Annotated in this window: 20 protein-coding genes; 8 read left to right on the top strand and 12 right to left on the bottom strand. The window is 65.5% G+C overall.

What is annotated here, in order from left to right:
* Position 1: 1 nt before the first annotated feature.
* Entirely contained in the window at positions 2-1,528 is a 1,527-nt protein-coding gene (locus tag ACED18_RS04440) for a sensor histidine kinase (RefSeq protein ID WP_377289373.1), read from the bottom strand.
* A gap of 90 nt (positions 1,529-1,618) precedes the next feature.
* On the opposite strand from ACED18_RS04440, the gene ACED18_RS04435 reads away from it, so the two are divergent.
* The 3 genes from ACED18_RS04435 (at position 1,619) to ACED18_RS04425 (ending at position 3,466) form a co-directional block, all read left to right on the top strand.
* A complete protein-coding gene (locus tag ACED18_RS04435; protein WP_377289371.1) occupies positions 1,619-2,236 on the top strand; it encodes a thermonuclease family protein in 618 nt (205 codons plus the stop codon).
* Positions 2,237-2,257: 21 nt separating this feature from the next.
* Entirely contained in the window at positions 2,258-2,911 is a 654-nt protein-coding gene (locus tag ACED18_RS04430; RefSeq protein ID WP_377291033.1) for a uracil-DNA glycosylase family protein, read from the top strand.
* Between the two features lie 66 nt (positions 2,912-2,977).
* Positions 2,978-3,466, top strand: a complete 489-nt coding sequence (locus ACED18_RS04425) for an Lrp/AsnC family transcriptional regulator (RefSeq protein ID WP_377289369.1) — start codon at positions 2,978-2,980, stop codon at positions 3,464-3,466.
* 220 nt (positions 3,467-3,686) lie between these two features.
* Here ACED18_RS04425 and ACED18_RS04420 read toward each other — a convergent pair whose 3' ends face one another.
* The 7 genes from ACED18_RS04420 to ACED18_RS04390 all read right to left on the bottom strand — a co-directional run bounded on the left by ACED18_RS04420 (position 3,687) and on the right by ACED18_RS04390 (position 10,287).
* A complete protein-coding gene (locus ACED18_RS04420; RefSeq protein ID WP_377289367.1) occupies positions 3,687-3,968 on the bottom strand; it encodes a helix-turn-helix domain-containing protein in 282 nt (93 codons plus the stop codon).
* A 298-nt stretch (positions 3,969-4,266) separates the two neighbouring features.
* The gene (locus ACED18_RS04415) at positions 4,267-5,139 is read right to left on the bottom strand and encodes an NAD(P)-dependent oxidoreductase (RefSeq protein WP_377289365.1); all 873 of its coding nucleotides are present in this window, start codon (positions 5,137-5,139) and stop codon (positions 4,267-4,269) included.
* Positions 5,140-5,163: 24 nt separating this feature from the next.
* Positions 5,164-5,985 (bottom strand): methyltransferase, encoded by an 822-nt coding sequence (locus tag ACED18_RS04410; protein ID WP_377289363.1) that lies wholly within the window; start codon positions 5,983-5,985, stop codon positions 5,164-5,166.
* A 103-nt stretch (positions 5,986-6,088) separates the two neighbouring features.
* Positions 6,089-6,355, bottom strand: a complete 267-nt coding sequence (locus ACED18_RS04405) for an usg protein (protein ID WP_149737323.1) — start codon at positions 6,353-6,355, stop codon at positions 6,089-6,091.
* 330 nt (positions 6,356-6,685) lie between these two features.
* Positions 6,686-8,044: an ethanolamine permease gene (gene eat, locus ACED18_RS04400; RefSeq protein ID WP_377289360.1), complete on the bottom strand. Its 1,359-nt coding sequence runs from the start codon at positions 8,042-8,044 to the stop codon at positions 6,686-6,688.
* Positions 8,045-8,089: 45 nt separating this feature from the next.
* Positions 8,090-8,899: an ethanolamine ammonia-lyase subunit EutC gene (eutC, locus tag ACED18_RS04395; RefSeq protein WP_377289358.1), complete on the bottom strand. Its 810-nt coding sequence runs from the start codon at positions 8,897-8,899 to the stop codon at positions 8,090-8,092.
* The gene (locus ACED18_RS04390) at positions 8,896-10,287 is read right to left on the bottom strand and encodes an ethanolamine ammonia-lyase subunit EutB (RefSeq protein WP_377289356.1); all 1,392 of its coding nucleotides are present in this window, start codon (positions 10,285-10,287) and stop codon (positions 8,896-8,898) included. Before ACED18_RS04390 ends, eutC begins: the two co-directional genes overlap by 4 nt.
* Before the next feature lie 243 nt (positions 10,288-10,530).
* Between ACED18_RS04390 and ACED18_RS04385 the strand changes: the two genes are divergently transcribed.
* The gene (locus tag ACED18_RS04385; RefSeq protein WP_377289354.1) at positions 10,531-11,541 is read left to right on the top strand and encodes an AraC family transcriptional regulator; all 1,011 of its coding nucleotides are present in this window, start codon (positions 10,531-10,533) and stop codon (positions 11,539-11,541) included.
* A 26-nt stretch (positions 11,542-11,567) separates the two neighbouring features.
* On the opposite strand, the gene ACED18_RS04380 is transcribed toward ACED18_RS04385, so the two are convergent.
* Positions 11,568-12,239, bottom strand: coding sequence for a TetR/AcrR family transcriptional regulator (locus ACED18_RS04380; RefSeq protein WP_377289352.1), 672 nt, complete (start codon positions 12,237-12,239; stop codon positions 11,568-11,570).
* A 114-nt stretch (positions 12,240-12,353) separates the two neighbouring features.
* Between ACED18_RS04380 and ACED18_RS04375 the strand changes: the two genes are divergently transcribed.
* Together ACED18_RS04375 and ACED18_RS04370 are read left to right on the top strand one after the other, a co-directional pair.
* Entirely contained in the window at positions 12,354-13,694 is a 1,341-nt protein-coding gene (locus ACED18_RS04375) for a flavin-containing monooxygenase (RefSeq protein WP_377289350.1), read from the top strand.
* 5 nt (positions 13,695-13,699) lie between these two features.
* On the top strand, positions 13,700-14,575 hold the full coding sequence (locus tag ACED18_RS04370; RefSeq protein WP_377289348.1) for an alpha/beta hydrolase: 876 nt from the start codon (positions 13,700-13,702) through the stop codon (positions 14,573-14,575).
* 42 nt (positions 14,576-14,617) lie between these two features.
* On the opposite strand, the gene ACED18_RS04365 is transcribed toward ACED18_RS04370, so the two are convergent.
* Together ACED18_RS04365 and ACED18_RS04360 are read right to left on the bottom strand one after the other, a co-directional pair.
* A complete protein-coding gene (locus tag ACED18_RS04365) occupies positions 14,618-15,448 on the bottom strand; it encodes an ABC transporter permease (RefSeq protein WP_377289346.1) in 831 nt (276 codons plus the stop codon).
* Positions 15,445-16,248 carry an ABC transporter permease gene (locus ACED18_RS04360; protein WP_377289344.1) on the bottom strand — a complete coding sequence of 268 codons (804 nt, stop codon included), beginning with the start codon at positions 16,246-16,248 and terminating at the stop codon, positions 15,445-15,447. Before ACED18_RS04360 ends, ACED18_RS04365 begins: the two co-directional genes overlap by 4 nt.
* Between ACED18_RS04360 and ACED18_RS04355 the strand changes: the two genes are divergently transcribed.
* The gene (locus ACED18_RS04355) at positions 16,247-16,396 is read left to right on the top strand and encodes a hypothetical protein (RefSeq protein ID WP_377289342.1); all 150 of its coding nucleotides are present in this window, start codon (positions 16,247-16,249) and stop codon (positions 16,394-16,396) included. The two genes, ACED18_RS04360 and ACED18_RS04355, sit on opposite strands and share 2 nt — an antisense overlap.
* Here ACED18_RS04355 and ACED18_RS04350 read toward each other — a convergent pair.
* Positions 16,384-17,166 carry an ABC transporter substrate-binding protein gene (locus ACED18_RS04350; RefSeq protein WP_377289340.1) on the bottom strand — a complete coding sequence of 261 codons (783 nt, stop codon included), beginning with the start codon at positions 17,164-17,166 and terminating at the stop codon, positions 16,384-16,386. The two genes, ACED18_RS04355 and ACED18_RS04350, sit on opposite strands and share 13 nt — an antisense overlap.
* 403 nt (positions 17,167-17,569) lie before the next feature.
* On the opposite strand from ACED18_RS04350, the gene ACED18_RS04345 reads away from it, so the two are divergent.
* The gene (locus tag ACED18_RS04345; protein ID WP_377289338.1) at positions 17,570-19,972 is read left to right on the top strand and encodes an OmpA family protein; all 2,403 of its coding nucleotides are present in this window, start codon (positions 17,570-17,572) and stop codon (positions 19,970-19,972) included.
* Positions 19,973-19,989 lie beyond the last annotated feature (17 nt).

The following is a 19,989-nucleotide window of genomic DNA, read 5'->3' as shown; positions in this document are numbered from 1 at the left end:
GTCAGGCAAAGCTGCGGCGCTTTCGTTCGATGGCTGTCGTTTCCTCGGCCGGGGTCGCCTGAAGGACGCGCTTGGCGGGCAGGATCGCGATGGCCTCCGTGCCTTCGCGGAGCTTCGAGCGCAGGATGAACTGGCCCTCGTGCTTGGCTAGGATGGCCTGGACGATGGGCAGGCCAAGGCCGGTGCCCTGCTCGGCGCTCTTGATGGCGATGGAGCCCTGGCCGAAGGCGGAGAGCACGACGGGAATTTCTTCTTCCGGAATGCCGGGGCCGTTGTCGCGGATCGAGACATACTGGCCGCCCGTTGCCGTCCATCCGGCCTTGACGGTGATCAGGCCGCCGGCCGGGGTGAATTTCACCGCGTTCGACAGGAGGTTCAGCGTCACCTGGCGGATCGCCTTCTCGTCCGCCCAGACGGACGGCATGCCGGCCTCGAACTGCTGGCGGATGGAAATGTTCTTCGACCGCGCCTTCAGCTGCACCATGCCGATGCAATCCTCGGCGATCTCGACGACATGCACGGCTTCCTCGTTCAACTCGTAACGGCCGGCCTCGATGCGGGAGAGGTCGAGGATTTCGTTGATGAGGTTCAGCAGGTGCTGGCCGGAGCGGTGGATGTCGTCGGCATATTCCTTGTAGGTGGGATTGTTGAGCGAGCCGAGCACCTCTGTGGACATGACCTCTGAAAAGCCGAGGATGGCGTTCAGCGGCGTGCGCAGTTCGTGGGACATGGAGGCGAGGAAGCGCGACTTGGCGAGGTTGGCTTCCTCGGCGCGGCGGCGGGCCTCGTCGGACATGGATTTCGCCACTTCCAGCTCGGCGATCAGATCGTCCTTTTCCGTCTGCATGGCAAGGATCCTGAGATTGGCGGCATGCATGCGGTGCGTCATGAAGGCGAGGAAGGCCAGCGAAAGCGTGACGAGGCCGCCGAGCAGCGCCGTGCCGGCCTGCGGATCAAGAATGGCGTGGGTGACGAGCGTGGCGACCACGGGCAGGAAGCCCACAAGCAGCGCACCGCGCAGCAGCACGGTGCTCATCGCCATCGTCGCCAGCGCAATCAGCAGGACGGTACCTTGGGCCAGCTGGAAATTGGCCGTGTTGCAACTGTCGCAGCCGAGCGCCAGGAACGAAGACCAGCACAGGCCCATGCCGAAGGACGCCGCCAGCATCAGGCGCCGCCAGCGGCCGACGCGTTCCGCCGTCAGCTCGGAGCGGCAGGCGCGGCGCGCGAGCATCAGTCCGACGGCGTGGATCGAGAGCGATGCCGCCAGCCACAAAATGACCTGCGGATTGCCCGTGACGTAGAACATGACGCCTGCAACGACGATCAGCAGGACGGGAAGTGCGAGCGCGCTCTGCCCGATCGAATGAATGTAGAGTTCCAGCATCTCCCTGTCGAAGGCGCCGGTATTGCCAAGGCCCGACTGCAGGCGCATGCGCGTGTCGCGCACGGCCTTGCTCACCGCCTTGTTGCGAGGCTGGCGCGACTTGTCGACGATGTTCTTGTCGGTCGATGGGGCGAAAATCATGGTCTGCACTAGGGTTGCAAGTTGTTGCAGCCTAGTCAGGAATCCTTAAGAAGTTGCTGCCTCGGCAGGGGAGTAGAGGTGGCCGCCAGAATGCGACGAGCGGAAAACCGCCAGGACAGACACCGTCTTTCGCCGGCCCGGCTGCGATGGGTGCGCGATGGCCTGCTGCTGCTTGGCCTGTGTCTTGCCGGATTGCTGGTGGCGGTGAAGGAACGGTCGCCGGAGGCCGGCGGGCGGCTTGTCGGGCAGCCGCGGATCGTGGATGGCGATACGCTTGCCTTCGATGCCACGCGCCTGCGGCTTGCCCGGATGGATGCGCCGGAGCGCGGGCAGATCTGCTTGGGAGATGCCGGGCCCGAGGATTGCGGGCGACGGGCGGCGGATGCCCTTGCTGCCCTGATCGGCGACAGGCCCATTCGTTGCATCACCGAGGGGCAGGACCGATATGGGCGGGTGCTCGCCGTGTGCTTCGACGCTGGCGGACGGGATCTGAACGCGGCCATGGTGCGTTCCGGCATGGCGGTGGCCTTTGGCGGCTACCGCGACGAGGAGCGGGCGGCAGCAGCCGAGCGCATTGGCCTTTGGGCCGGCGATTTCGAGCGGCCGGCCGACTGGCGACGCCGACAGGGTGGGCTTGCCGAAATGCCGCATGACCTGCCGGGCGTGATCGGCCGGTTCTGGCGCTGGCTGAGCGGTCTCATCGGCTGAGAAGGATCAGGAGGGCGGATGATGGAGACGGTGGACGAGGAAACCGCGCGCGCGGAACAGCTGGTGCATCTCGCAAGCCGCATTGCAGCCTGCCGGATCTGCGTGGAGGCGCCTGTGAGGGGGCCGGAGGACCGGCTGCCGCACGAGCCGCGGCCCGTGGCGGTTCTCTCCCCGACGGCGCGCATCCTGATCGCGGGGCAGGCGCCCGGCATTCGCGTGCATGACAGCGGCCAACCCTTCAACGACCCCTCCGGCGACCGGCTGCGCGACTGGCTTTCGGTGGATCGCGCGCGCTTCTACGATCCGGATCGCTTCGCCATCGTGCCGATGGGCTTCTGCTTTCCGGGCTATGACCGGCATGGCGGCGACCTGCCGCCGCGCCGGGAATGCGCGCCGCGCTGGCGGGCGCAGGTGATGGCGGCCATGCCGCAGATTTCGCTGGTGCTCGCCATCGGCCATCATGCGCAGCGCTGGCATATCGGGCCGGACTGCCCCGCCTCCATGACGGAGACGGTGCGGCGCTTCCGCCAGTATCTCGACCGCAACTCCGGCCCCTCGGTCATTCCGCTGCCGCATCCGAGCTGGCGCAACAGCGGCTGGCTGAACCGCAATCCGTGGTTTGCGGAAGAGGTGCTGCCGGAACTGCGGCGGCGGGTGGCGGCGCTGATCGATTGAAAAAATATTCTTCCATCCGGCGAATAATCTGCTTATAGAAGAATAATTCTATCGCTGGGGAACCAAATGGACCGTCTCGACCGCAAGATCCTGCGCCTGCTGCAGGAGGATTCCACGCTCGCCGTTGCCGATCTCGCCAAGAAGGTGGGTCTTTCCACCACGCCGTGCTGGCGGCGCATCCAGAAGATGGAAGAGGATGGCGTGATCCGCGGGCGCGTGGCGCTGCTCGATCCCGCCAAGGTCAACACCAAGGTCACCGTCTTCGTCTCGATCCGCACCAATGCCCATTCGATCGAATGGCTGAAGCGGTTTTCGGAAGTCGTGGGCGAGTTTCCCGAGGTGGTCGAGTTCTATCGCATGAGCGGCGACGTGGATTACCTCCTGCGCGTCGTGGTGCCCGACATCGCCGCCTATGATGCCTTCTACAAGCGGCTGATCGCCAAGATCGAAATCCGCGACGTCTCCTCGGCCTTTGCGATGGAGCAGATCAAGTACACGACGCAGCTGCCGCTGGACTACATGGTGCTGGACCAGGCGAAGTCGGCGGAGGATTGAGAGGCTGGTTTTTGCCGGCGCTGGGGCGTGTCGTTTCTCGAAGTCACGGAGTGTCGTATGAGCGATCTCAGCAAACATATCCTTAGAAACCTTGATCGCGTCGCGTCGATGGGGCGTGCCGCGCGGAAGGCCGCTCTTGACGCTGGTGTTTCTACAGCTGGGATCGACCGCAAGACAGGTGAGATGGTGATCGAAAGGCCGGCGGCGCCTTCACTTCAGCTTACGCAACCGCTTCCGCAACCATCTGCGGATGACGGGCAATGACGCGGACATAGGCGACGGCGAAATCGGGTGCGGTGGCGCGGGCCTGCTCCCAGTCGCGCAGCGTTCCGACGGGCACATGGAAGCGGGATGCGAATTCCGATTGCGAGAGGCCGAGGGCCGTGCGCGTGCGGCGGATGAGGCGGGCGCGCTGGCCACGGTCGAGTGCTTCCGGGGAAACGGGGAAATCGTGTTCGTCCCCGTCCTCAGCCGGCAGTCCGATAGGCTCGTTCTTCGCCATGATTGCTCCTTCTGACCGATATGAAGCGCGGTAGGGCTCAGTTTATCATGGTCTAGCCGAAATGCTGGACGTCTCGTTGGGTCGTGCGGGTTCAACACCCGCCGTCATCCTCGGCCACCGAGCCGAGGATCCATGCCACGGCCGCGTCTGCCGCGTGGATGCTCGGGTCGAGCCCGAGCATGACGGGCTTGTTGGAGGCGCCGGTTCAACAGCGGGCGTCGCGTCCGAGGTTGGCGACCAGATGGCCGCGGGCCTTCGTGACAGATTACAAACCGGACCTGGAGGAAGGCTCACCCGCCTACTTCTTCTCCAGCCGCGCGAGCAGCGAGGATGTGTCCCAGCGGTTGCCGCCAAGGGTCTGGACGTCGGCGTAGAACTGGTCGACGAGGGCGGTGACGGGGAGGCGGGCGCCGTTTTCGCGGGCTTCGGCGAGCACGATGCCGAGGTCCTTGCGCATCCAGTCCACGGCGAAGCCGAAGTCGTAGCGGCCTTCGTTCATGGTCTTGTGGCGGTTTTCCATCTGCCAGGAGCCGGCGGCGCCCTTGGAGATGACGTCGATGACCTTCTCGATGTCGAGGCCGGCGCGCTTGCCGAAATGGATGCCTTCGGCAAGTCCCTGCACGAGGCCGGCAATGCAGATCTGGTTGACCATTTTCGTCAACTGGCCGCTGCCGGCCGGGCCCATGAGGCCGACCATGCGGGCAAAGGCGTCGATGACGGGTCGGGCTTTGTCGAAGATCTCGGGGTCGCCGCCGCACATGACGGTGAGAACGCCGTTTTCGGCACCCGCCTGGCCGCCGGAGACGGGGGCGTCGATGAAGCCGATGCCCTTGGCGCTCGCCGCCGCGAAGAGTTCGCGGGCGACTTCGGCGGAGGCCGTGGTGTTGTCGATGAGGATGGCGCCCGCCTTCATGGTCGAGAGGGCGCCGTTCTCGCCTGTGGTCACCTGCCGGAGATCGTCGTCATTGCCCACACAGGTGAAGACGAAGTCGGCATCGCGGGCGGCTTCTGCCGGCGTCGGGGCGAAGGCGCCGCCGAATTTTTCGACCCAGGCCTGCGCCTTGGCGGCCGTGCGGTTGTAGACCGTGACATCGTGGCCGCCCTTGACCTTCAGGTGGCCGGCCATGGGGAAGCCCATGACGCCGAGACCGATGAATGCGACTTTTGCCATGGGAGACCCCTTGTCCTTCTCGAATCAGTCCGGGTTGCGCCGTGCGACGACGAGGTGGCCGGGGATCGGCGCGCCCTCTTCCATGCGCACCGTGATGTCCGAGACATCGACGAGGCTGAAGCCGGTCTCGGCGAGGCGCTCGGCAAGGTAGGACAGTGCATGGGCGAAGCGCTGGTGCGGGCCGACCATGAAGCCGCGGCCGGCCATGATGTCGTCGGGCAGCGTTTCGCTGGAGAAGACGAAAAGGCCGCCGGCGTTCAGATTGTCGGCCACGCCGAAGAAGAGTGGTTCGAGCGCGCCGAGATAGGGCAGCACGTCGGTGGCGGTGACGAGATCGAAGGGCTCGTCATCGTTGTCATCGAGGAAATCGATGATCTCGGCCACGTAGAGGGTCTCGTAGAGATCCTTCTCATGGGCGATCTCGACCATGTTTTCGGAAATGTCGATGCCGGTGATGTCCTCGGCCATGTCGCGCAGCGCGCCGCCCGTGAGCCCCGTGCCGCAGCCGAGATCGAGCAGGCGGGCAAACGGCCCGAGGCCGAGATCGGTCAGCTTCTGGCGCACCAGCAGCGGCACGCAGTAGCCCAGTTGTTCGACCAGCACGTCATCGAAGACTTCGGCGTGCTGGTCGAAGAGGGTTTCCACATAGGCGTCCGGCGCCTTCATCGGCGTCTCGCCACGGCCCATGGAGGCGATGCGCACGGCGGCACCGCCATGGTCCTCGGGGTCGATGGCCAGGACCTCGTGATAGGCGGCCACCGCCTCGTCGACGCGGCCTTCCTTTTCGAGCGCAAGCGCCCGGTTATAGGCCTCTGCGAGGGCCTCTTCGTCAATCTTCTTGGTCATGCCCGCGTCTTACGGCGCGCGCCGGTCAAATGCAATGCGCTTCGGCAGAGCGCCTGCCGGCGTGGTCCCGCAACGGCCGGGCCGGGGATGTCGCCGGGTCGTCTCAGTGGAGGATCATCTCTCCCTTGAGCGCGCGCCACTCGGTGGCGGAGATCAGCTTGCGGTGGGTGTAGCGCACCGAGTGGAGCGGGCCGTCGAGCTTTTCCTGCCAGAATTTGAGGAAGCTCTTCATCTCCGGGAAATCGGGAGCGATGTCGTAGTGCTGCCAGACATAGGATTGCAGCAGGGAGGGGTGGTCGGGCATCCGGTAGAGGATCTGGGCCGTCGTCAGGCCGTAACCCTTGAGCTGAAGCGCCATTTCGTTCGTCATGCTGGACCTCATCGTGGTTAATGATGGTCCCTATGATGAAAAACCTTTCTGGTTAATCAAGTCTTGACATGCGAGCCGGCTAAGGAAAATTGTGTGCGAAAGCAAGGGGTTGGCAGCAGTTGGAGGGGAGTGCTGCCAAGGGGCGCGGGAGACAGGCGGTCGCCAACAGGCGGGAGGGTGTTGAAAGGCGGCGCGGATGGCCGGAGCACTCTCCTGCCGAATGCCGAATGCCGAATGCCGAATGCCGAATGCCGAATGCCGACTGCCTGCTGCTTGCTGCCTGCGGGCATCCACCCGAAGCCCTCGCCCCGGGTGGACCTTTCCATCACATCAGGCCGTGACGGCCGTCACCTGGCGGCGGGTGAGGCGCGTCAGCAGGACGAGGATGACCATGATGGCGGCGAAGACGGCGAAGATCTGCGTATTGAAGTAGACCATGGCGCCGAAGGCGATGATGGCCATCCCGAGCGCGAAGGCCGGGGCGACGGGGTAGAGCGGTGCGCGGAAGGGCCGGGCAAGGGCCGGTTCCGTGCGGCGCAGCTTGAAGAGGCTGAGCATGCTCATGATGTACATGGTCAGCGCGCCGAAGACGGCCATGGTGACGATGCTGGCCGTCAGCGACTGGCCGGCGATGGAGACCAGATTGTCGCTGAAGATGGCGGCGATGCCGATGACGCCGCCGGCGATGGTGGCGACATGCGGGGTGCGGAAGCGCGGATGCAGGCGGGAGAAGAACTCCGGCAGGAAGCCGGCACGCGACATGGCGAAGATCTGGCGGGCATAGCCCATGATGATGCCGTGGAAGGAGGCGACGAGGCCGAAGAGGCCGAGCCAGACGAGCATGTGCAGCCAGCCGCTCGAATCGCCGACGACGGTCTTCATGGCCTGCGGCAGCGGATCGTTGAGGTTGGACAGGGACTTCCAGTCGCCCGTGCCGCCGGCAAACAGCATGACGCCGAAGGCCAGCACGACGAGGGTGAGGACGCCGGTGATGTAGGCGATCGGGATGGTGCGCTTCGGATCCTTGGCCTCTTCGGCCGCCATCGCCACGCCTTCGATGGCGAGGAAGAACCAGATGGCAAACGGGATGGCCGCGAAGATGCCGCCGACGGCCGCCATGCTGAACGTATCCTCACCGCCCCAGCCGCCGGCTGCGAAATTGGCGAAGCTGAAGGCCGGGGAGACGACGCCCATGAAGACCAGGAGTTCGCCGACCGCCAGGATCGTCACGAAAAGCTCGAAGGTCGCGGCAATCTGCACGCCGATGATGTTGAGCGTGATGAAGACGATATAGGCGCCGAGCGCGGCGATCTTCGGATCGAGGCTCGGGAACTGGATGTTGAGGTAGGCGCCGATGGCCAGCGCGATGGCCGGCGGGGCAAACACGAATTCGATCAGGGTCGCAAAGCCGGCGATGGCGCCGCCCGTGGGGCCGAAGGCGCGCAGCGAATAGGCAAACGGGCCGCCGGCCTGCGGAATGGCGGTCGTCAGTTCGGTGAAGGAGAAGATGAAGGCGACGTACATGGCCGCGATCACCGTGGTGGTGACCAGGAAGCCGAGCGTGCCGGCGCTGGCCCAGCCATAGCTCCAGCCGAAATACTCGCCGGAGATGACGAGGCCGACGGCGATGCCCCAGAGATGGAACGTGTTCAGTGTCTTCTTGAGGGTGATGTCCTGATGTTGGCTCATATGGCTGTTCCCTTATGATTGATGAGCGTGATCGGGGTGGGGGGATTACTCCGTTTTCGCGGCGGCCTCCAGTTCGGCCTGTGCGGTCGTCTGGTCGAGCGTCGTGCCGGCGCCCATGTCGTCCTTCAGCTGGACGCCCGTGAGGCCGAGCCTGAGTGCTGCGGTTGCCAGCCAGACAAGCTTGTTGGCGGCGTCCACGTAGGACAGGCCGCCCTTGCCGTGAATGTTGGAAATGCAGTTGCGCTCGTCGTCGCGCCGGCCGCGCCGGGGGCCGAAGGTGAGGTAGACGCCCAGGCTTTCGGCGACGCTGAGGCCAGGGCGTTCGCCGATCAGCATGGCGACGAGGCGGGCGTCGAGCCTTTCGCCGACATCGTCGCCGAGCGCGACGCGGGCCTGGGTGGCGATGACGACAGGGGCGATGCGGAAGCCCGGAAGGCGCTCCGCGCAGGCCTTGACGAGGGCTGCCGCGTGCATCTGCACCGCCGTGGCCGAGAGGCCGTCGCCGATGACGAAGGCAATGTCGAAGCCGCGGCCGGCGGCATCCAGACCGGTCGCGGTCTCGTCGCCGAGCGTGCGGCCGAGGTCCGGGCGGGTGAGATAGGTGCGCCGGTCGGGTGCGGCACTGCGGACCCGGATCACCTCATGCGGGTGAAGGTCGCGGGAAAGGGCGTCCACATCGAGCGGACGATGCACGGCATCGCGCGCGCTGGCATGGGCATGCTGGAAATCCAGCACGGCCTCGAGCGGCATGGCATGGCCGGAGCGGCCAAGGCCGATGCGGGCCTTGGTTGCCGCGCGCAGCCGCGACCAGGGATCGGAATTCGGGATCACGTCGTTGAAGGGTTCTTTTTTCATGCCACCAGCCTCGCATTGGACAGAAGACGCGACATGCGGGGATCGCCGACCGCGAGTTCGCGGATGCCCCCTTCCGGGGTGGCAAGGCCCATGCGGTCGAGCCAGACCTCGAATTCCGGGGCGGCCCTGACACCCAGCGTTTCGCGCAGATAGAGCACATCGTGGAAGGAGAGGCTCTGGTAGTTGAGCATGATGTCGTCGGAGCCCGGCACGGCGATGAGGAAGGTGGCGCCAGCGACCGTCAGCAGCGTCATCAGCTGATCCATGTCGTCCTGGTCGGCTTCGGCGTGGTTGGTGTAGCAGACGTCGCAGCCCATCGGCAGGCCGAGCAGCTTTCCGCAGAAGTGATCCTCCAGGCCGGCCCGGATGATCTGCTTGCCGTCATAGAGATATTCCGGACCGATGAAGCCGACGACCGTGTTGACCAGCAGCGGATCGAAGGCGCGGGCGACCGCGTAGGCGCGGGTTTCCATCGTCTGCTGATCGACCCCGTGATGGGCGTTGGCCGACAGGGCCGAGCCCTGTCCCGTTTCGAAATACATGATGTTCTGGCCGACCGTGCCGCGCTTCAGCGCAAGGCCTGCCTCGTAGGATTCGCGCAGCACCGCAAGGTCGATCCCGAAGGAGCGGTTGGCGGCCTCGGAGCCGGCAACGGACTGGAAGACGAGATCGAGCGGCGCGCCGCGGTTCATGATCTCGATGGCGTTGGTGACATGGGTCAGCACGCAGGTCTGCGCGGGGATGTCGTATTGCTGGCGCACCTCGTCCAGCATCTCCATCAGCGCGATGGCGTTCGGGATGTTGTCGGTGGCCGGGTTGATGCCGATGACGGCGTCGCCGACGCCGTAGAGCAGGCCGTCGAGCACGGAGGCGGCGATGCCGCGCGGATCATCCGTCGGGTGGTTGGGCTGCAGGCGCGTGCCGAGGCGGCCTGGCAGGCCGAGCGTGTTGCGGAAGGCCTTGACGACGCGACACTTGCGGGAGACGGCGATGAGATCCTGATTGCGCATCAGCTTGGAGACGGCGGCGACCATTTCGGGCGTGAGGCCGGGGGCGACTGCTGCAAGGGCCGCGCTGTCGGCGGCAAGCAGCCAGTCGCGCAGGCCGCCGACCGTCAGATGCGCGACGGGCGCGAAGGCCGTGTCGTCGTGGCTGTCGATGATGAGGCGGGTGACCTCGTCGGCCTCGTAGGGCACGACGACTTCGGTCAGGAAAGTCTTCAGCGGAATGTCGGCCAGCGCGTAGCGGGCGGCGATCCGCTCGGCGTCGGTTTCGGCCGAAAGCCCGGCGAGATCGTCACCCGAGCGGCGGTGCGAGGCGCGCGCCAGCACCTGCCGGAGATCGTCATACACGTAGCGCTGCGTGCCGAGCGTGGTCCTGAAGGCCATGCAGAGTCTCCCTCGTCAAGGGCGGGCCGTCCCGGGGCGGTTCATCCCGCATTTGACGAATGTCTACTTCATGCCGGGTCCTTCGGCTTGACGGCGCGGTGCAAAGTTTTGACGCTGGGGAGCAATGCAACGCCGTTCGGCCCCCGCCATGTTGCACTTGCTCACAGGCTCGACTAATGTTGCCGGATAAGGAAACGGGAGCACGCAATGCCTTGCATCTCCTCGCGATCGGGATCCGTACAGGTGCTTGCCGCGGCAGGCACGGGGCTCGTCGACTTCCTTGCCAGCCGCAAACTTTGCGCCGACAGCCTGTTCGGCAATGTCGGACTTGACCCGCAGGTGCTGGAAACGCCGACGGCGACGATCGGGCTCGATCAGTATTGCGCGGTGATGGAGCAGGCCGCCCGGCGCAGCCGCGATCCGAATTTCGGGCTGGACTATGGCCAGCAGTTCACGCCGGAGATGCTGGGGCTGATCGGCTATATCGCGCTCTCGTCGCCGACTGTTCTCGACGCTGCCGCCAATCTCGCCCGCTATTTCGGCTATCACCAGCAGCAGACCATCACGACGCTCGACCGCCATGAGCGGCTTTATCATCTCACCTACCGGATCGACAGCCAGCGCATTGCCGACCGGTCGCAGGATGCGCTGATCACGCTCGGCATGTTCTGCAACGTCTTCCGCTCGGCAGCCGGCACGCATTGGGCGCCGGAGGCGGTGCATGTCGAACACGGCGCGAGCGAAAATGTGGGAGACATCGAACGGGCATTCGGTGCGCCGGTGCTGTTCAACCAGCCCACCAATGCGCTGGTGTTTCGCGGCGAGGCGGCCGAAGGCGTGATGCCGCATGCCGATCCGCGACTGCTGCAGCTTCTGTGCGCCAACCTGACCGGCCTTGGCCTGCGCAACACGCCGCCGTCGCTCATCGATCGCATCCGCACCACGATCCGCGACAATCTCGCGGTGCGTCCCGTGGACCTGCCGATGGTGAGCGAGGTGCTGTCGATCCCGGCATGGACGCTGCGGCGCCGGCTTTCGGAGGAGAATACCAGCTTTTCCGATCTCGTCGACCAGGTGCGCCGCGACATGGCGGAAGACTATCTCGTCAACACCGATCTCCAGATCGGCCAGTTGTCCGAACGGCTCGGCTATGCCGAGATCAGCGCGTTCACCCGCGCTTTCAAGCGCTGGCACGATGTCTCGCCGGCGCAGTACCGCAAGGGCCGCGCAGAGCGGCTGGCGGCGGGGCGCTAGGGTCAGCGCCGATTGCCTGACATGCTTTACGGGTGCGTGCCTGCCGGATGTCCTGGCGCGGGATCGATCACGTCGGGGCGGGAGCGGTTGTCGGTCGGCGAGGCGGTGCCGCTTGCCGGGGCCAGGCGGCTGCAGAAGAGATCGACGAGAAAGTCGAGCCGCGCCGGGTGGCGGGTCTGCGACAGGGCGGCCTGCACGACGACGTCGAAACCGAGCGCCAGCATGGCATCCGTCATCAGCGCGCTGTCGTGCGGCGCCATTTTCCCGGCGGCAACCCAGGCCTCCAGATCCGTCTGAAGGTCGCGCTGGACGAGAGTCGCGGCTCGGCCGAGGTAGAAGGTCTCGCGAAAGAGGGTCTGGTTGCGGGCGATCAGCGCGGCGGGGCGGGGATTTTCGAGCGCGAAATCCATGGCGATCCCGAAGGGGCCGCGGACGAAGTCCTCGACTGTGCGGGCCTCGCGCCGGGAGGCCTTCAGCCGGGTTGCGAGCGGCGTGATGATCTCCTCCACGAGGGCGGCGAAGACATCCTCCTTGCTGTCGAAGTAATTGTAATAGGAGCCGATTGCCAGCCCGCTGGCGCGCACGATGTCGCGCACGGTGGCGGCGCCGAAGCCTAAGGAAATGAAGACATCCACCGCTCCGTTGAGGATGGCGGCGCGGTTGGCGAGCTTGTTCGATTCGCGTTTCGTCAGGGTCATGGCCCACTGTCGCACAGTCTCGTGCCACAGCAAAATGACGCATACGTCATAAAATAATTGACGCATCCGTCATTTTTTGTCAAGCTCCCTTCATTCTTCTGGGAGGAGACAGAGATGACGAAGACAGTGGCTGTCATTGGCACCGGGCCTGCGGGCATCACGGCGATCAAGAATTTCATGGATCTGGGTTTCGAGGTTGTCGGTTTCGACCGATGCCAGGGCGTGGGTGGAAACTGGCGCTTCGACGATCCGACCGGCCATTCCAGCGTGTTCGAGACCACGCATATCATCAGCTCGCGGCACACCTCGTCCTATGAGGATTTTCCGCTGCCTGCGGATGTGGCCGACTATCCGTCGCACCGGATTCTGGCAAAATACTTCTCCGATTATGCGGCGCGGTTCGGGGTGGACCGGGTCGTCCGCTTCGAGACCGAGGTGACGCGCTGCGCGCCGGAACCGGGCGATCGCTGGGCGGTGACCTGGCGCCGCAGCGGGGAGACGGAGACGCGCACGGAGATCTTTGATGCCGTCTGTGTGTGCAACGGCCACCATCACACGCCGCGCATGCCGAGCTATCCCGGCGTGTTTGCCGGCAAGATCATGCATTCCCATGACTACAAGCGCGCCGCGCCCTTCGCCGACCAGCGGGTGCTGGTGATCGGCGGCGGCAACTCGGCCTGCGACGTGGCGGTGGAGACGGCGCGCGTTTCGAAGAAGACATCGATCAGCTGGCGGCGCGGCTACTATCTCGTGCCGAAATTCATGCTCGGCCGGCCCGTGGACAAGCTGTACTACCAGCTGCAGTGGCTGCCGAAGCGCATCCAGCTCAGGCTGTTCAAGTGGCTGCTGCTCATGACGCAGGGGCACAATCGCGACATCGGCCTGCCGGAGCCCGATCACGAGCTGATGCAGACGCATCCGACGCTGAATTCGGATCTCTATCTCGCCATCCGCCACGGCAAGGTCTTCCCAAAGCGCGACATCCAGCGGTTCGAGGGGCACCGCGTGCATTTCGTCGACGGCACGTCGGAGGAATATGACGTGGTGGTGGCCTGCACCGGCTATCACATCACCCATCCCTTCCTCGATCCCTCGCTGATCGATCTGTCGAAGGGGCCGGTGCGGCTTTACCAGAAGATGATTCCGGAGCGGCTGAAGAACCTCTATTTCATCGGCCTTTTCCAGCCGATCGGCTGCATCTGGCCGGGCGCCGAGCTGCAATCGAAGCTGGCCGCCCGCCATCTGGCCGGCCTGTGGGAGCCGGCCAGGCCGCTCTCCGCGCTCATCGACCAGGAACTCGCCCACCCGGACGTGCACCAGGTGGATTCGCCGCGCCATACGATCACGGTCAACGACATGGCATTTCGCGCGCGGCTGAAAGCGGAGCTGGCGCGTGCCCGGCCCGTGACGACCGCGCCGTCCTACCGGTCCCAGACGCTCGCCGCAGCGGAATGACGGCCATGGAGGAGTTCTTCATCGAGGGCTCCAGGGGAACGATCGCCGGCCGCTGCCTAAGGGCGGCTGCCGGTCCGCGGCGCGGCGACATGCTGTTCGTGCACGGCGCCTGGTCGTCCACCTGGTACTGGGAAAAATACTTCATGCCCGCCTTCGCGCGGGCCGGTTACGACTGCTTCGCGCTCGACCTGCGCGGCCACGGACACAGCGAGGGCAATATCAAGCTCGGCACGATCGGCGGCTATGTGGACGATGTCACCCGGTTCGTGCGCCGTCTCGGGGCGCCGATCCTTATCGGCCACTCCATGGGCGGTTTGATCGCGCAGCATGTCGCGGCGCGCCAGGCGCTGTCGGGGCTCGTCCTCATGGCCTCCGTGCCCCATTACGGCTGCTGGTCGGGCTTTTTCGCATCGCTGAAGGCAAGTCCGCTCGGCGTGATGAAATGCCTTGCCCGGCTCGATCTCTCGCCGCTGGTGGATGATGCGGATGCGTTCCGGCATCTGTTGCTGTCGCGCGGTCCGGTCGAGACGCAGTATGACTATGTGCTGGACCAGTGCGGGGCGGAATCGCTTCTGGCGCTGATGGGAATGCTGCTGAAGCTGCCGCCGGGTCTGCCGGATGCGGCCATGCCGCGTCTGGTGATCGGGGCCCGCGAGGACCGCTTCATCTCGGTGGGGGATGTCGAGCGCACGGCGCGGCGGCTCGGCACCGCGCCCGTGATCTTCCCGCAGACGTCGCACATGCTGATGATCGACGAGCGCTGGCCGAGCGTCGCGCGCAGCATGCTGGACTGGCTGGACGAGCAAAGCGGGGCGCTGCCGGCCAACCAACCGGCCGTTGGCCAGCCATCCGTCAGCCAGCCGGGCGCACTGGCCGGCTGAGGTTTTACCCGGCCGCGCGGCAGGGGTTTGCGTGACGGGCGCTCACCGCTTCAGGTGCCGCGTCAGACGCTGTTCCAGCCAGTTCCAGAGGTTGCGCAGGATTTCGACGATCATCAGGTAGAGGACGGCCGCCCAGAGATACATCTGGTAATCGAAGGTGCGCGAGAAGGCGCGGCGCGTTTCGCCCATCAGGTCGAAGACGGTGACGATGGCGACGATGGCCGAGCCCTTGACCATCAAGATGATCTCGTTGCCATAGGGACGCAGCGCCACGATCATCGCCTGCGGCAGGATGACCTTGTAGAAGGCGACGCGCCGGGGCAGGCCGAGGGCGGCGGCACCCTCATGCTGGCCGCGGGCGACGGAATTGATGGCGCCGCGCAGGATTTCGGCCTGGTAGGCGGCGGTGTTGAGCACGAAGGCGAAGAGCGCGCAGTTCCACGCCTCGCGGAAGAACCACCAGAGCCCCACCGCCTCCAGCTCCGGGCGGAAGCTGCCGAAGCCGTAATAGATCAGGAAGAGCTGCGTGATCAGCGGCGTGCCGCGGAAGAGGTAGATGTAGATATAGGCGGCCCAGGAGGCGACGGGATTGCTGGACATGCGCGCCGCCGCGATGGGCAGCGAGAGAAGCGCGCCGAGCACGATGGAGGTGCCGACGAGCGTCAGCGTGACGCCGAGGCCGGAGAGGAGGCTCGGGCCGTATTTCGTGAATTTCTCCGGATCCCAGCCGTTGACGATGGTGAGGAACATACCGATCGACAGCGCCAGCCAGATGCCGAGCGCGACCGAGCCGAGGAAGCGTTGCAGCGTGTAGGGCCGGGCTTCGGCCGGCGGCGGCGGGGCAGGCGGAATGAGCGTCGTCACATGGCTCATCGGCGTACCTCCGACCGGTTGAAGCGCCGCTCGATGGCCGCGAAGATGACGGAGGAGAGGAAGGCCAGTACCAGGAAGAGCAGGCAGGCGATGCCGAAGAATTCGAAGGCCTGCTTGGTGACGCGGGCCGCGATGCCGGTCTGGCGCAGGATGTCGGAAAGGCCGATGACGGAGACGAGCGCCGTATCCTTCAGGAGCGCCATCCAGAGATTGCCGAGGCCGGGCAGGGCGATGCGGACCAGCTGCGGCAGGATGATCTTGCGCATGGTCTGGCCGCGGCGCAGGCCGAGCGCCTCGCCGGCCTCGTACTGGCCGCGCGGAATAGCCTGGAAGGCCGATTGCAGCACTTCCGAGCAATAGGCGGAGAAGACGACGCCGAGCGCGATCATGCCGGCGAAGAAGGTGTTGATCTCGACCGCACCTTCATAGCCGAGGGCGGCCAGTGCCTGCTGCACGAGGATCTGCAGGCCGTAATAGACGATGAAGAGGGTCAAAAGCTCCGGCAGGCCGCGAAAGATGGTGGTGTAGATGTTGGCTGCCAGCCTGAGCTGCGGTTCTGTCGAGCGCTTGGCGAGCGCGATGAAGAAGCCCATGGCCAGGCCGACCGGAAGGGTCGCAATCGCGAGCGAGGCTGTGACGAGGAAGCCCTGCGCGATCTCGTCTCCCCAGCCGGTATCGCCGCAGGCCAGCAGCGTATCGCCTGCCAGCCAGCGGAACAGGCCGAGCGGACCGCAGAACGGATCGATGATGGACAGGACCCATCCGATGGCGGATGAGATGGCGGCAAAAAGACCGCTCATGCCGATTTTTTCCCCTCAGCCCGTCGTCTGGCATCGCGCGATGCGCGGCATGGCCAGCCGGCTGTTCTTGTTGTTGTTTTCAGTCGATATGGGGATGCCCGGCGCGAGCCTCAGGCCGGGCATCCCGAAGGGCAATCAGCCGCCGTAGACGTCGAAGTCGAAATACTTCGCGTTGATTTCCTTGTACTTCCCATTGGCGCGGATGGCGTCGATGGCGGCGTTGAGCTTTTCGCGCAGGGCATCGTCGCCCTTGCGCACCGCAATGCCGGCGCCTTCGCCGTTGATGACGGGATCGACCGGCAGCGTGCCGAGCAGCTTGCAGCAGGCGCCGTCCTGGGTCTTCAGCCATTCCGAGAGCACCACGACGTCATCGATGACGGCATCGATACGGCCATTGGCGATGTCGAGCTTGTACTCGTCGGCGGTCGGATAGAGCTTGAGTTCGGCACCCTTCATATGCGCTTCGGCATAGTTGGAATGGGTGGTGGAGGACTGGGCGCCGAGCGTCTTGCCGGACAGGGCGGCCTCGGTCGCTTCGGTGATGGTCGAATCCTTCGGCACGACGATGGCCGGCGGCGTGTTGTAATACTTCTTGGTGAAGTCCACCTTCTGCTTGCGCTCGGCGGTGATGGACATCGAGGCGATGAAGGCGTCGAACTTCTTGGCGTTCAGCGCCGGGATCGCGCCATCCCACTCCTGCGTGACGAAGGTGCAGTCGGCCTTCATCTCCGCGCAGAGCGCCTTGGCGATGTCGATGTCGAAGCCGGTGAGGGAGCCGTCGGCTTCCAGATTGTTGAAGGGCGGATAGGCGCCTTCCGTGCCCATGACGATCTTCTCGCCATCGGCAAGGGCCGAACCCGCCGACAATGCGATCACGGCAGCCGTGGCGGCGCCAGCCAGTTTTGCGAACATACGCATCAAAATCCCCTTTGTTATCGATCCCGGCGCGACGCTGTGCTCTGCCGGGGCCGTCAGGCGCACATCTATTTCTGCGGCCTTGTCAGATACTTCTACGCCTGCCGGGGCGAAATCAACCCCAAAATGCGGCTCTTCCGCCAAACTCGTCCGGCGGCCCGCGCGACTGTCTGAAACTTCCGCTCCCCCCTTTGCGAATGAAAGATGAACACTACGTTCAGGCCAGGTTAAGCGCGGCGGCGCTACCCGTGATGGTCTCGAAGGCATCCGCGTGCCGGACAGAGACTGTCCGCGGATGTCGCTGAATTTGCCCCGTTGCCGCCCGTTTCGACAGGCAGACGGATGACGACAAAGGCCCGTTTCCGGCACGAAACGCGCGCCATGACAAAAGCCGAGAGGAAACAGGATGACCTATCGTAGCAAGCTGTTTGCGACCGTGGCGATGCCGTGGCTGGCACTCGCCGTTGCCGTGCCGCCGGCACTGGCCAAGGATCTGACGCAGGCTTTCGAACTGGCGCAGGCCGAAGGACAACCGGCTGACGGCGGTCCGAGCCAGGAAGAACTGCTGCTCCTTCAGCAGCAGCAGGCGGCCGAAGAGGAAGCCAAGCGGCAGGCCGCCGAGGAAGAGGCCAAGCGCCAGGCCGAACAGCAGGCTGCCGAGGAGCAGCAGCGCCAGGCCGAACAGCAGGCCGCCGAAGAACAGCAGCGCCAGGCCGAGCAGCAGGCTGCCGAAGAGCAGAAGCGTCAGGCCGAACAGCAGGCTGCCGAAGAGCAGAAGCGTCAGGCCGAACAGCAGGCTGCCGAAGAGCAGCAGCGTCAGGCCGAGCAGCAGGCTGCCGAGGAGCAGAAGCGCCAGGCCGAACAGCAGGCTGCCGAAGAGCAGAAGCGTCAGGCCGAGCAGCAGGCCGCCGAGGAGCAGCAGCGCCAGGCCGAACAGCAGGCTGCCGAAGAGCAGCAGCGTCAGGCCGAGCAGCAGGCTGCCGAGGAGCAGAAGCGCCAGGCCGAACAGCAGGCTGCCGAAGAGCAGAAGCGTCAGGCCGAGCAGCAGGCCGCCGAGGAGCAGCAGCGCCAGGCCGAACAGCAGGCCGCCGAAGAGCAGAAGCGCCAGGCCGAGCAGCAGGCTGCCGAAGAACAGAAGCGGCAGGCCGAGCAGAAGGCCGCCGAGGAGGCCCAGCAGCAGCAACAGCAGCAGCAGACGGCCGATCCTTGCGCCGTGCCCGAGGGTGCGGAGCGTCCGGCCGACTGCCCGGTTCCGGCACCGGCTCCCGATCAGGCTGAGCAGCCCGCGCAGCAGCCGCCCGTCAACGATCAGGCGCAGCAGCCTGCCGACCCCGCCCAGCAGCCGCCGGCCGACCAGGCTCAGCAGCCTGCCGCCCAGCCGCCGGTGACCGATCAGGCCCAGCAGCCCGCCGACCCGGCGCAGCAGCCGCCGGCTGACCAGCAGGCCCAGCAGCCGGCACCGCAGCCGGTCGAGCCCGTCGTCGACAACCGCACCGAGGAGCAGAAGCAGCAGATTGCCGCCGATCCGGCTTCGACCAACGACACGATCGTGCTTCCGGTCGAAAACGGTGCGGCCGTGCTCGACAGCGACAAGGACGCCGATCTGCAGGGCGGACAGGCGGCGCGCGAGCAGCGCCGTGCGCTGCGCGAGGAGGTGCAGGCCCAGGAACAGGCGCCGCCTCCGACCACCGACGCCGACGCGCAGGCTGCCCTTGCGCAGGAAGGCCAGACCGTCGATCCCGCCACCGTCAAGGCGCGCCTGACGGAAGAGGGCACCCGCGTGCAGGAAGCGCCGCAATTTGCCGTGCCGCAGACGACGAACATCATCAACAACACCGTCATCAACAACACGGTGATCAACAACACGACCAACAATACCGAGGTGAACAACACCACGAACAACACGGTCGTGAACAACAACAACACCGTCATCAACAATGAGGTGACGCAGGTCCGCGTCGAGCAGCAGGTGGACAATCGCACGGTTCTGGCCGTCGGCGACCGTATCATCGTGCGCGGCGACGAGCGCCCGCGCCTGCGCCGCGACTCGCAGGAGGTCTACTACGACGAGCTGTCGCGTGGCCGCACCCGCGAGACCATCGTGCGCGAGAACGGCGTCCAGATCGTTACCGTCTACAACCGATATGGCGACGTGATCCAGCGTTCGCGCATCGGCCGCGACGGGGAAGAATATCTGCTGATCTACGCGCCGGAGGCCGATGAAGGCCCGCGTCGTCCGCAACTGGTGGATGTCGGCTACGAGCTGCCGCCGATGCGCCTGCGCATTCCCGTCAGCGACTATATCGTCGATTATTCGGAAGAGCCGAACCGGGACTATTACGAGTTCCTGTCGGAGCCGCCGGTGGAGCGCGTGGAACGCGTCTACACGATCGACGAAGTCCGCACCTCGGCCCGCCTGCGTGACAAGGTGCGCCGTATCGACCTCGACACGATCACCTTCGCCACGGGCAGCGCCGAAGTCTCGATGACGCAGGCCAAGACCATGCGCAAGGTGGCCGACGCCATGAGCCAGATCCTCAAGAAGGATCCGGGCGAGACCTTCTTCATCGAGGGTCACACGGATGCGGTCGGCTCGGACCAGTCCAACCTGATCCTGTCGGACAAGCGTGCGGAAAGCGTTGCCGTGCTGCTCACCGAAGTCTACGGCATTCCGCCGGAGAACCTCGTGACGCAGGGCTATGGCGAGCGCTTCCTGAAGGTGCGCACGAGCGAGGCCGAACAGCAGAACCGCCGCGTGACCATCCGCCGCGTGACGCCGCTGGTGCGCCCGGTTGCCCAGGCCAACTGACGCCCAGGCGAACTGAC

It is taken from the genome of Rhizobium sp. SG2393 (genome assembly GCF_042610495.1).
Classification (GTDB): Bacteria; Pseudomonadota; Alphaproteobacteria; order Rhizobiales; family Rhizobiaceae; genus RU20A.
Note: the sequence above shows the minus strand (reverse complement) of the source record. Positions and strands in the feature narration are given on the sequence as shown.

Excerpts from the sequence above, each read along its gene's own strand:
- ACED18_RS04420 (WP_377289367.1), bottom strand. The coding sequence starts at position 3,968 with ATGGCGAAGAACGAGCCTATCGGACTGCCGGCTGAGGACGGGGACGAA.
- ACED18_RS04435 (WP_377289371.1), top strand. The coding sequence starts at position 1,619 with ATGCGACGAGCGGAAAACCGCCAGGACAGACACCGTCTTTCGCCGGCC.
- ACED18_RS04430 (WP_377291033.1), top strand. The coding sequence starts at position 2,258 with ATGGAGACGGTGGACGAGGAAACCGCGCGCGCGGAACAGCTGGTGCAT.
- eutC (WP_377289358.1), bottom strand. The coding sequence starts at position 8,899 with ATGAAAAAAGAACCCTTCAACGACGTGATCCCGAATTCCGATCCCTGG.
- ACED18_RS04410 (WP_377289363.1), bottom strand. The coding sequence starts at position 5,985 with ATGACCAAGAAGATTGACGAAGAGGCCCTCGCAGAGGCCTATAACCGG.
- ACED18_RS04370 (WP_377289348.1), top strand. The coding sequence starts at position 13,700 with ATGGAGGAGTTCTTCATCGAGGGCTCCAGGGGAACGATCGCCGGCCGC.
- ACED18_RS04365 (WP_377289346.1), bottom strand. The coding sequence starts at position 15,448 with ATGAGCCATGTGACGACGCTCATTCCGCCTGCCCCGCCGCCGCCGGCC.
- ACED18_RS04425 (WP_377289369.1), top strand. The coding sequence starts at position 2,978 with ATGGACCGTCTCGACCGCAAGATCCTGCGCCTGCTGCAGGAGGATTCC.
- eat (WP_377289360.1), bottom strand. The coding sequence starts at position 8,044 with ATGAGCCAACATCAGGACATCACCCTCAAGAAGACACTGAACACGTTC.
- ACED18_RS04415 (WP_377289365.1), bottom strand. The coding sequence starts at position 5,139 with ATGGCAAAAGTCGCATTCATCGGTCTCGGCGTCATGGGCTTCCCCATG.
- ACED18_RS04355 (WP_377289342.1), top strand. The coding sequence starts at position 16,247 with ATGCCGATTTTTTCCCCTCAGCCCGTCGTCTGGCATCGCGCGATGCGC.
- ACED18_RS04405 (WP_149737323.1), bottom strand. The coding sequence starts at position 6,355 with ATGACGAACGAAATGGCGCTTCAGCTCAAGGGTTACGGCCTGACGACG.
- ACED18_RS04440 (WP_377289373.1), bottom strand. The coding sequence starts at position 1,528 with ATGATTTTCGCCCCATCGACCGACAAGAACATCGTCGACAAGTCGCGC.
- ACED18_RS04375 (WP_377289350.1), top strand. The coding sequence starts at position 12,354 with ATGACGAAGACAGTGGCTGTCATTGGCACCGGGCCTGCGGGCATCACG.
- ACED18_RS04345 (WP_377289338.1), top strand. The coding sequence starts at position 17,570 with ATGACCTATCGTAGCAAGCTGTTTGCGACCGTGGCGATGCCGTGGCTG.
- ACED18_RS04380 (WP_377289352.1), bottom strand. The coding sequence starts at position 12,239 with ATGACCCTGACGAAACGCGAATCGAACAAGCTCGCCAACCGCGCCGCC.
- ACED18_RS04350 (WP_377289340.1), bottom strand. The coding sequence starts at position 17,166 with ATGCGTATGTTCGCAAAACTGGCTGGCGCCGCCACGGCTGCCGTGATC.
- ACED18_RS04390 (WP_377289356.1), bottom strand. The coding sequence starts at position 10,287 with ATGGCCTTCAGGACCACGCTCGGCACGCAGCGCTACGTGTATGACGAT.
- ACED18_RS04360 (WP_377289344.1), bottom strand. The coding sequence starts at position 16,248 with ATGAGCGGTCTTTTTGCCGCCATCTCATCCGCCATCGGATGGGTCCTG.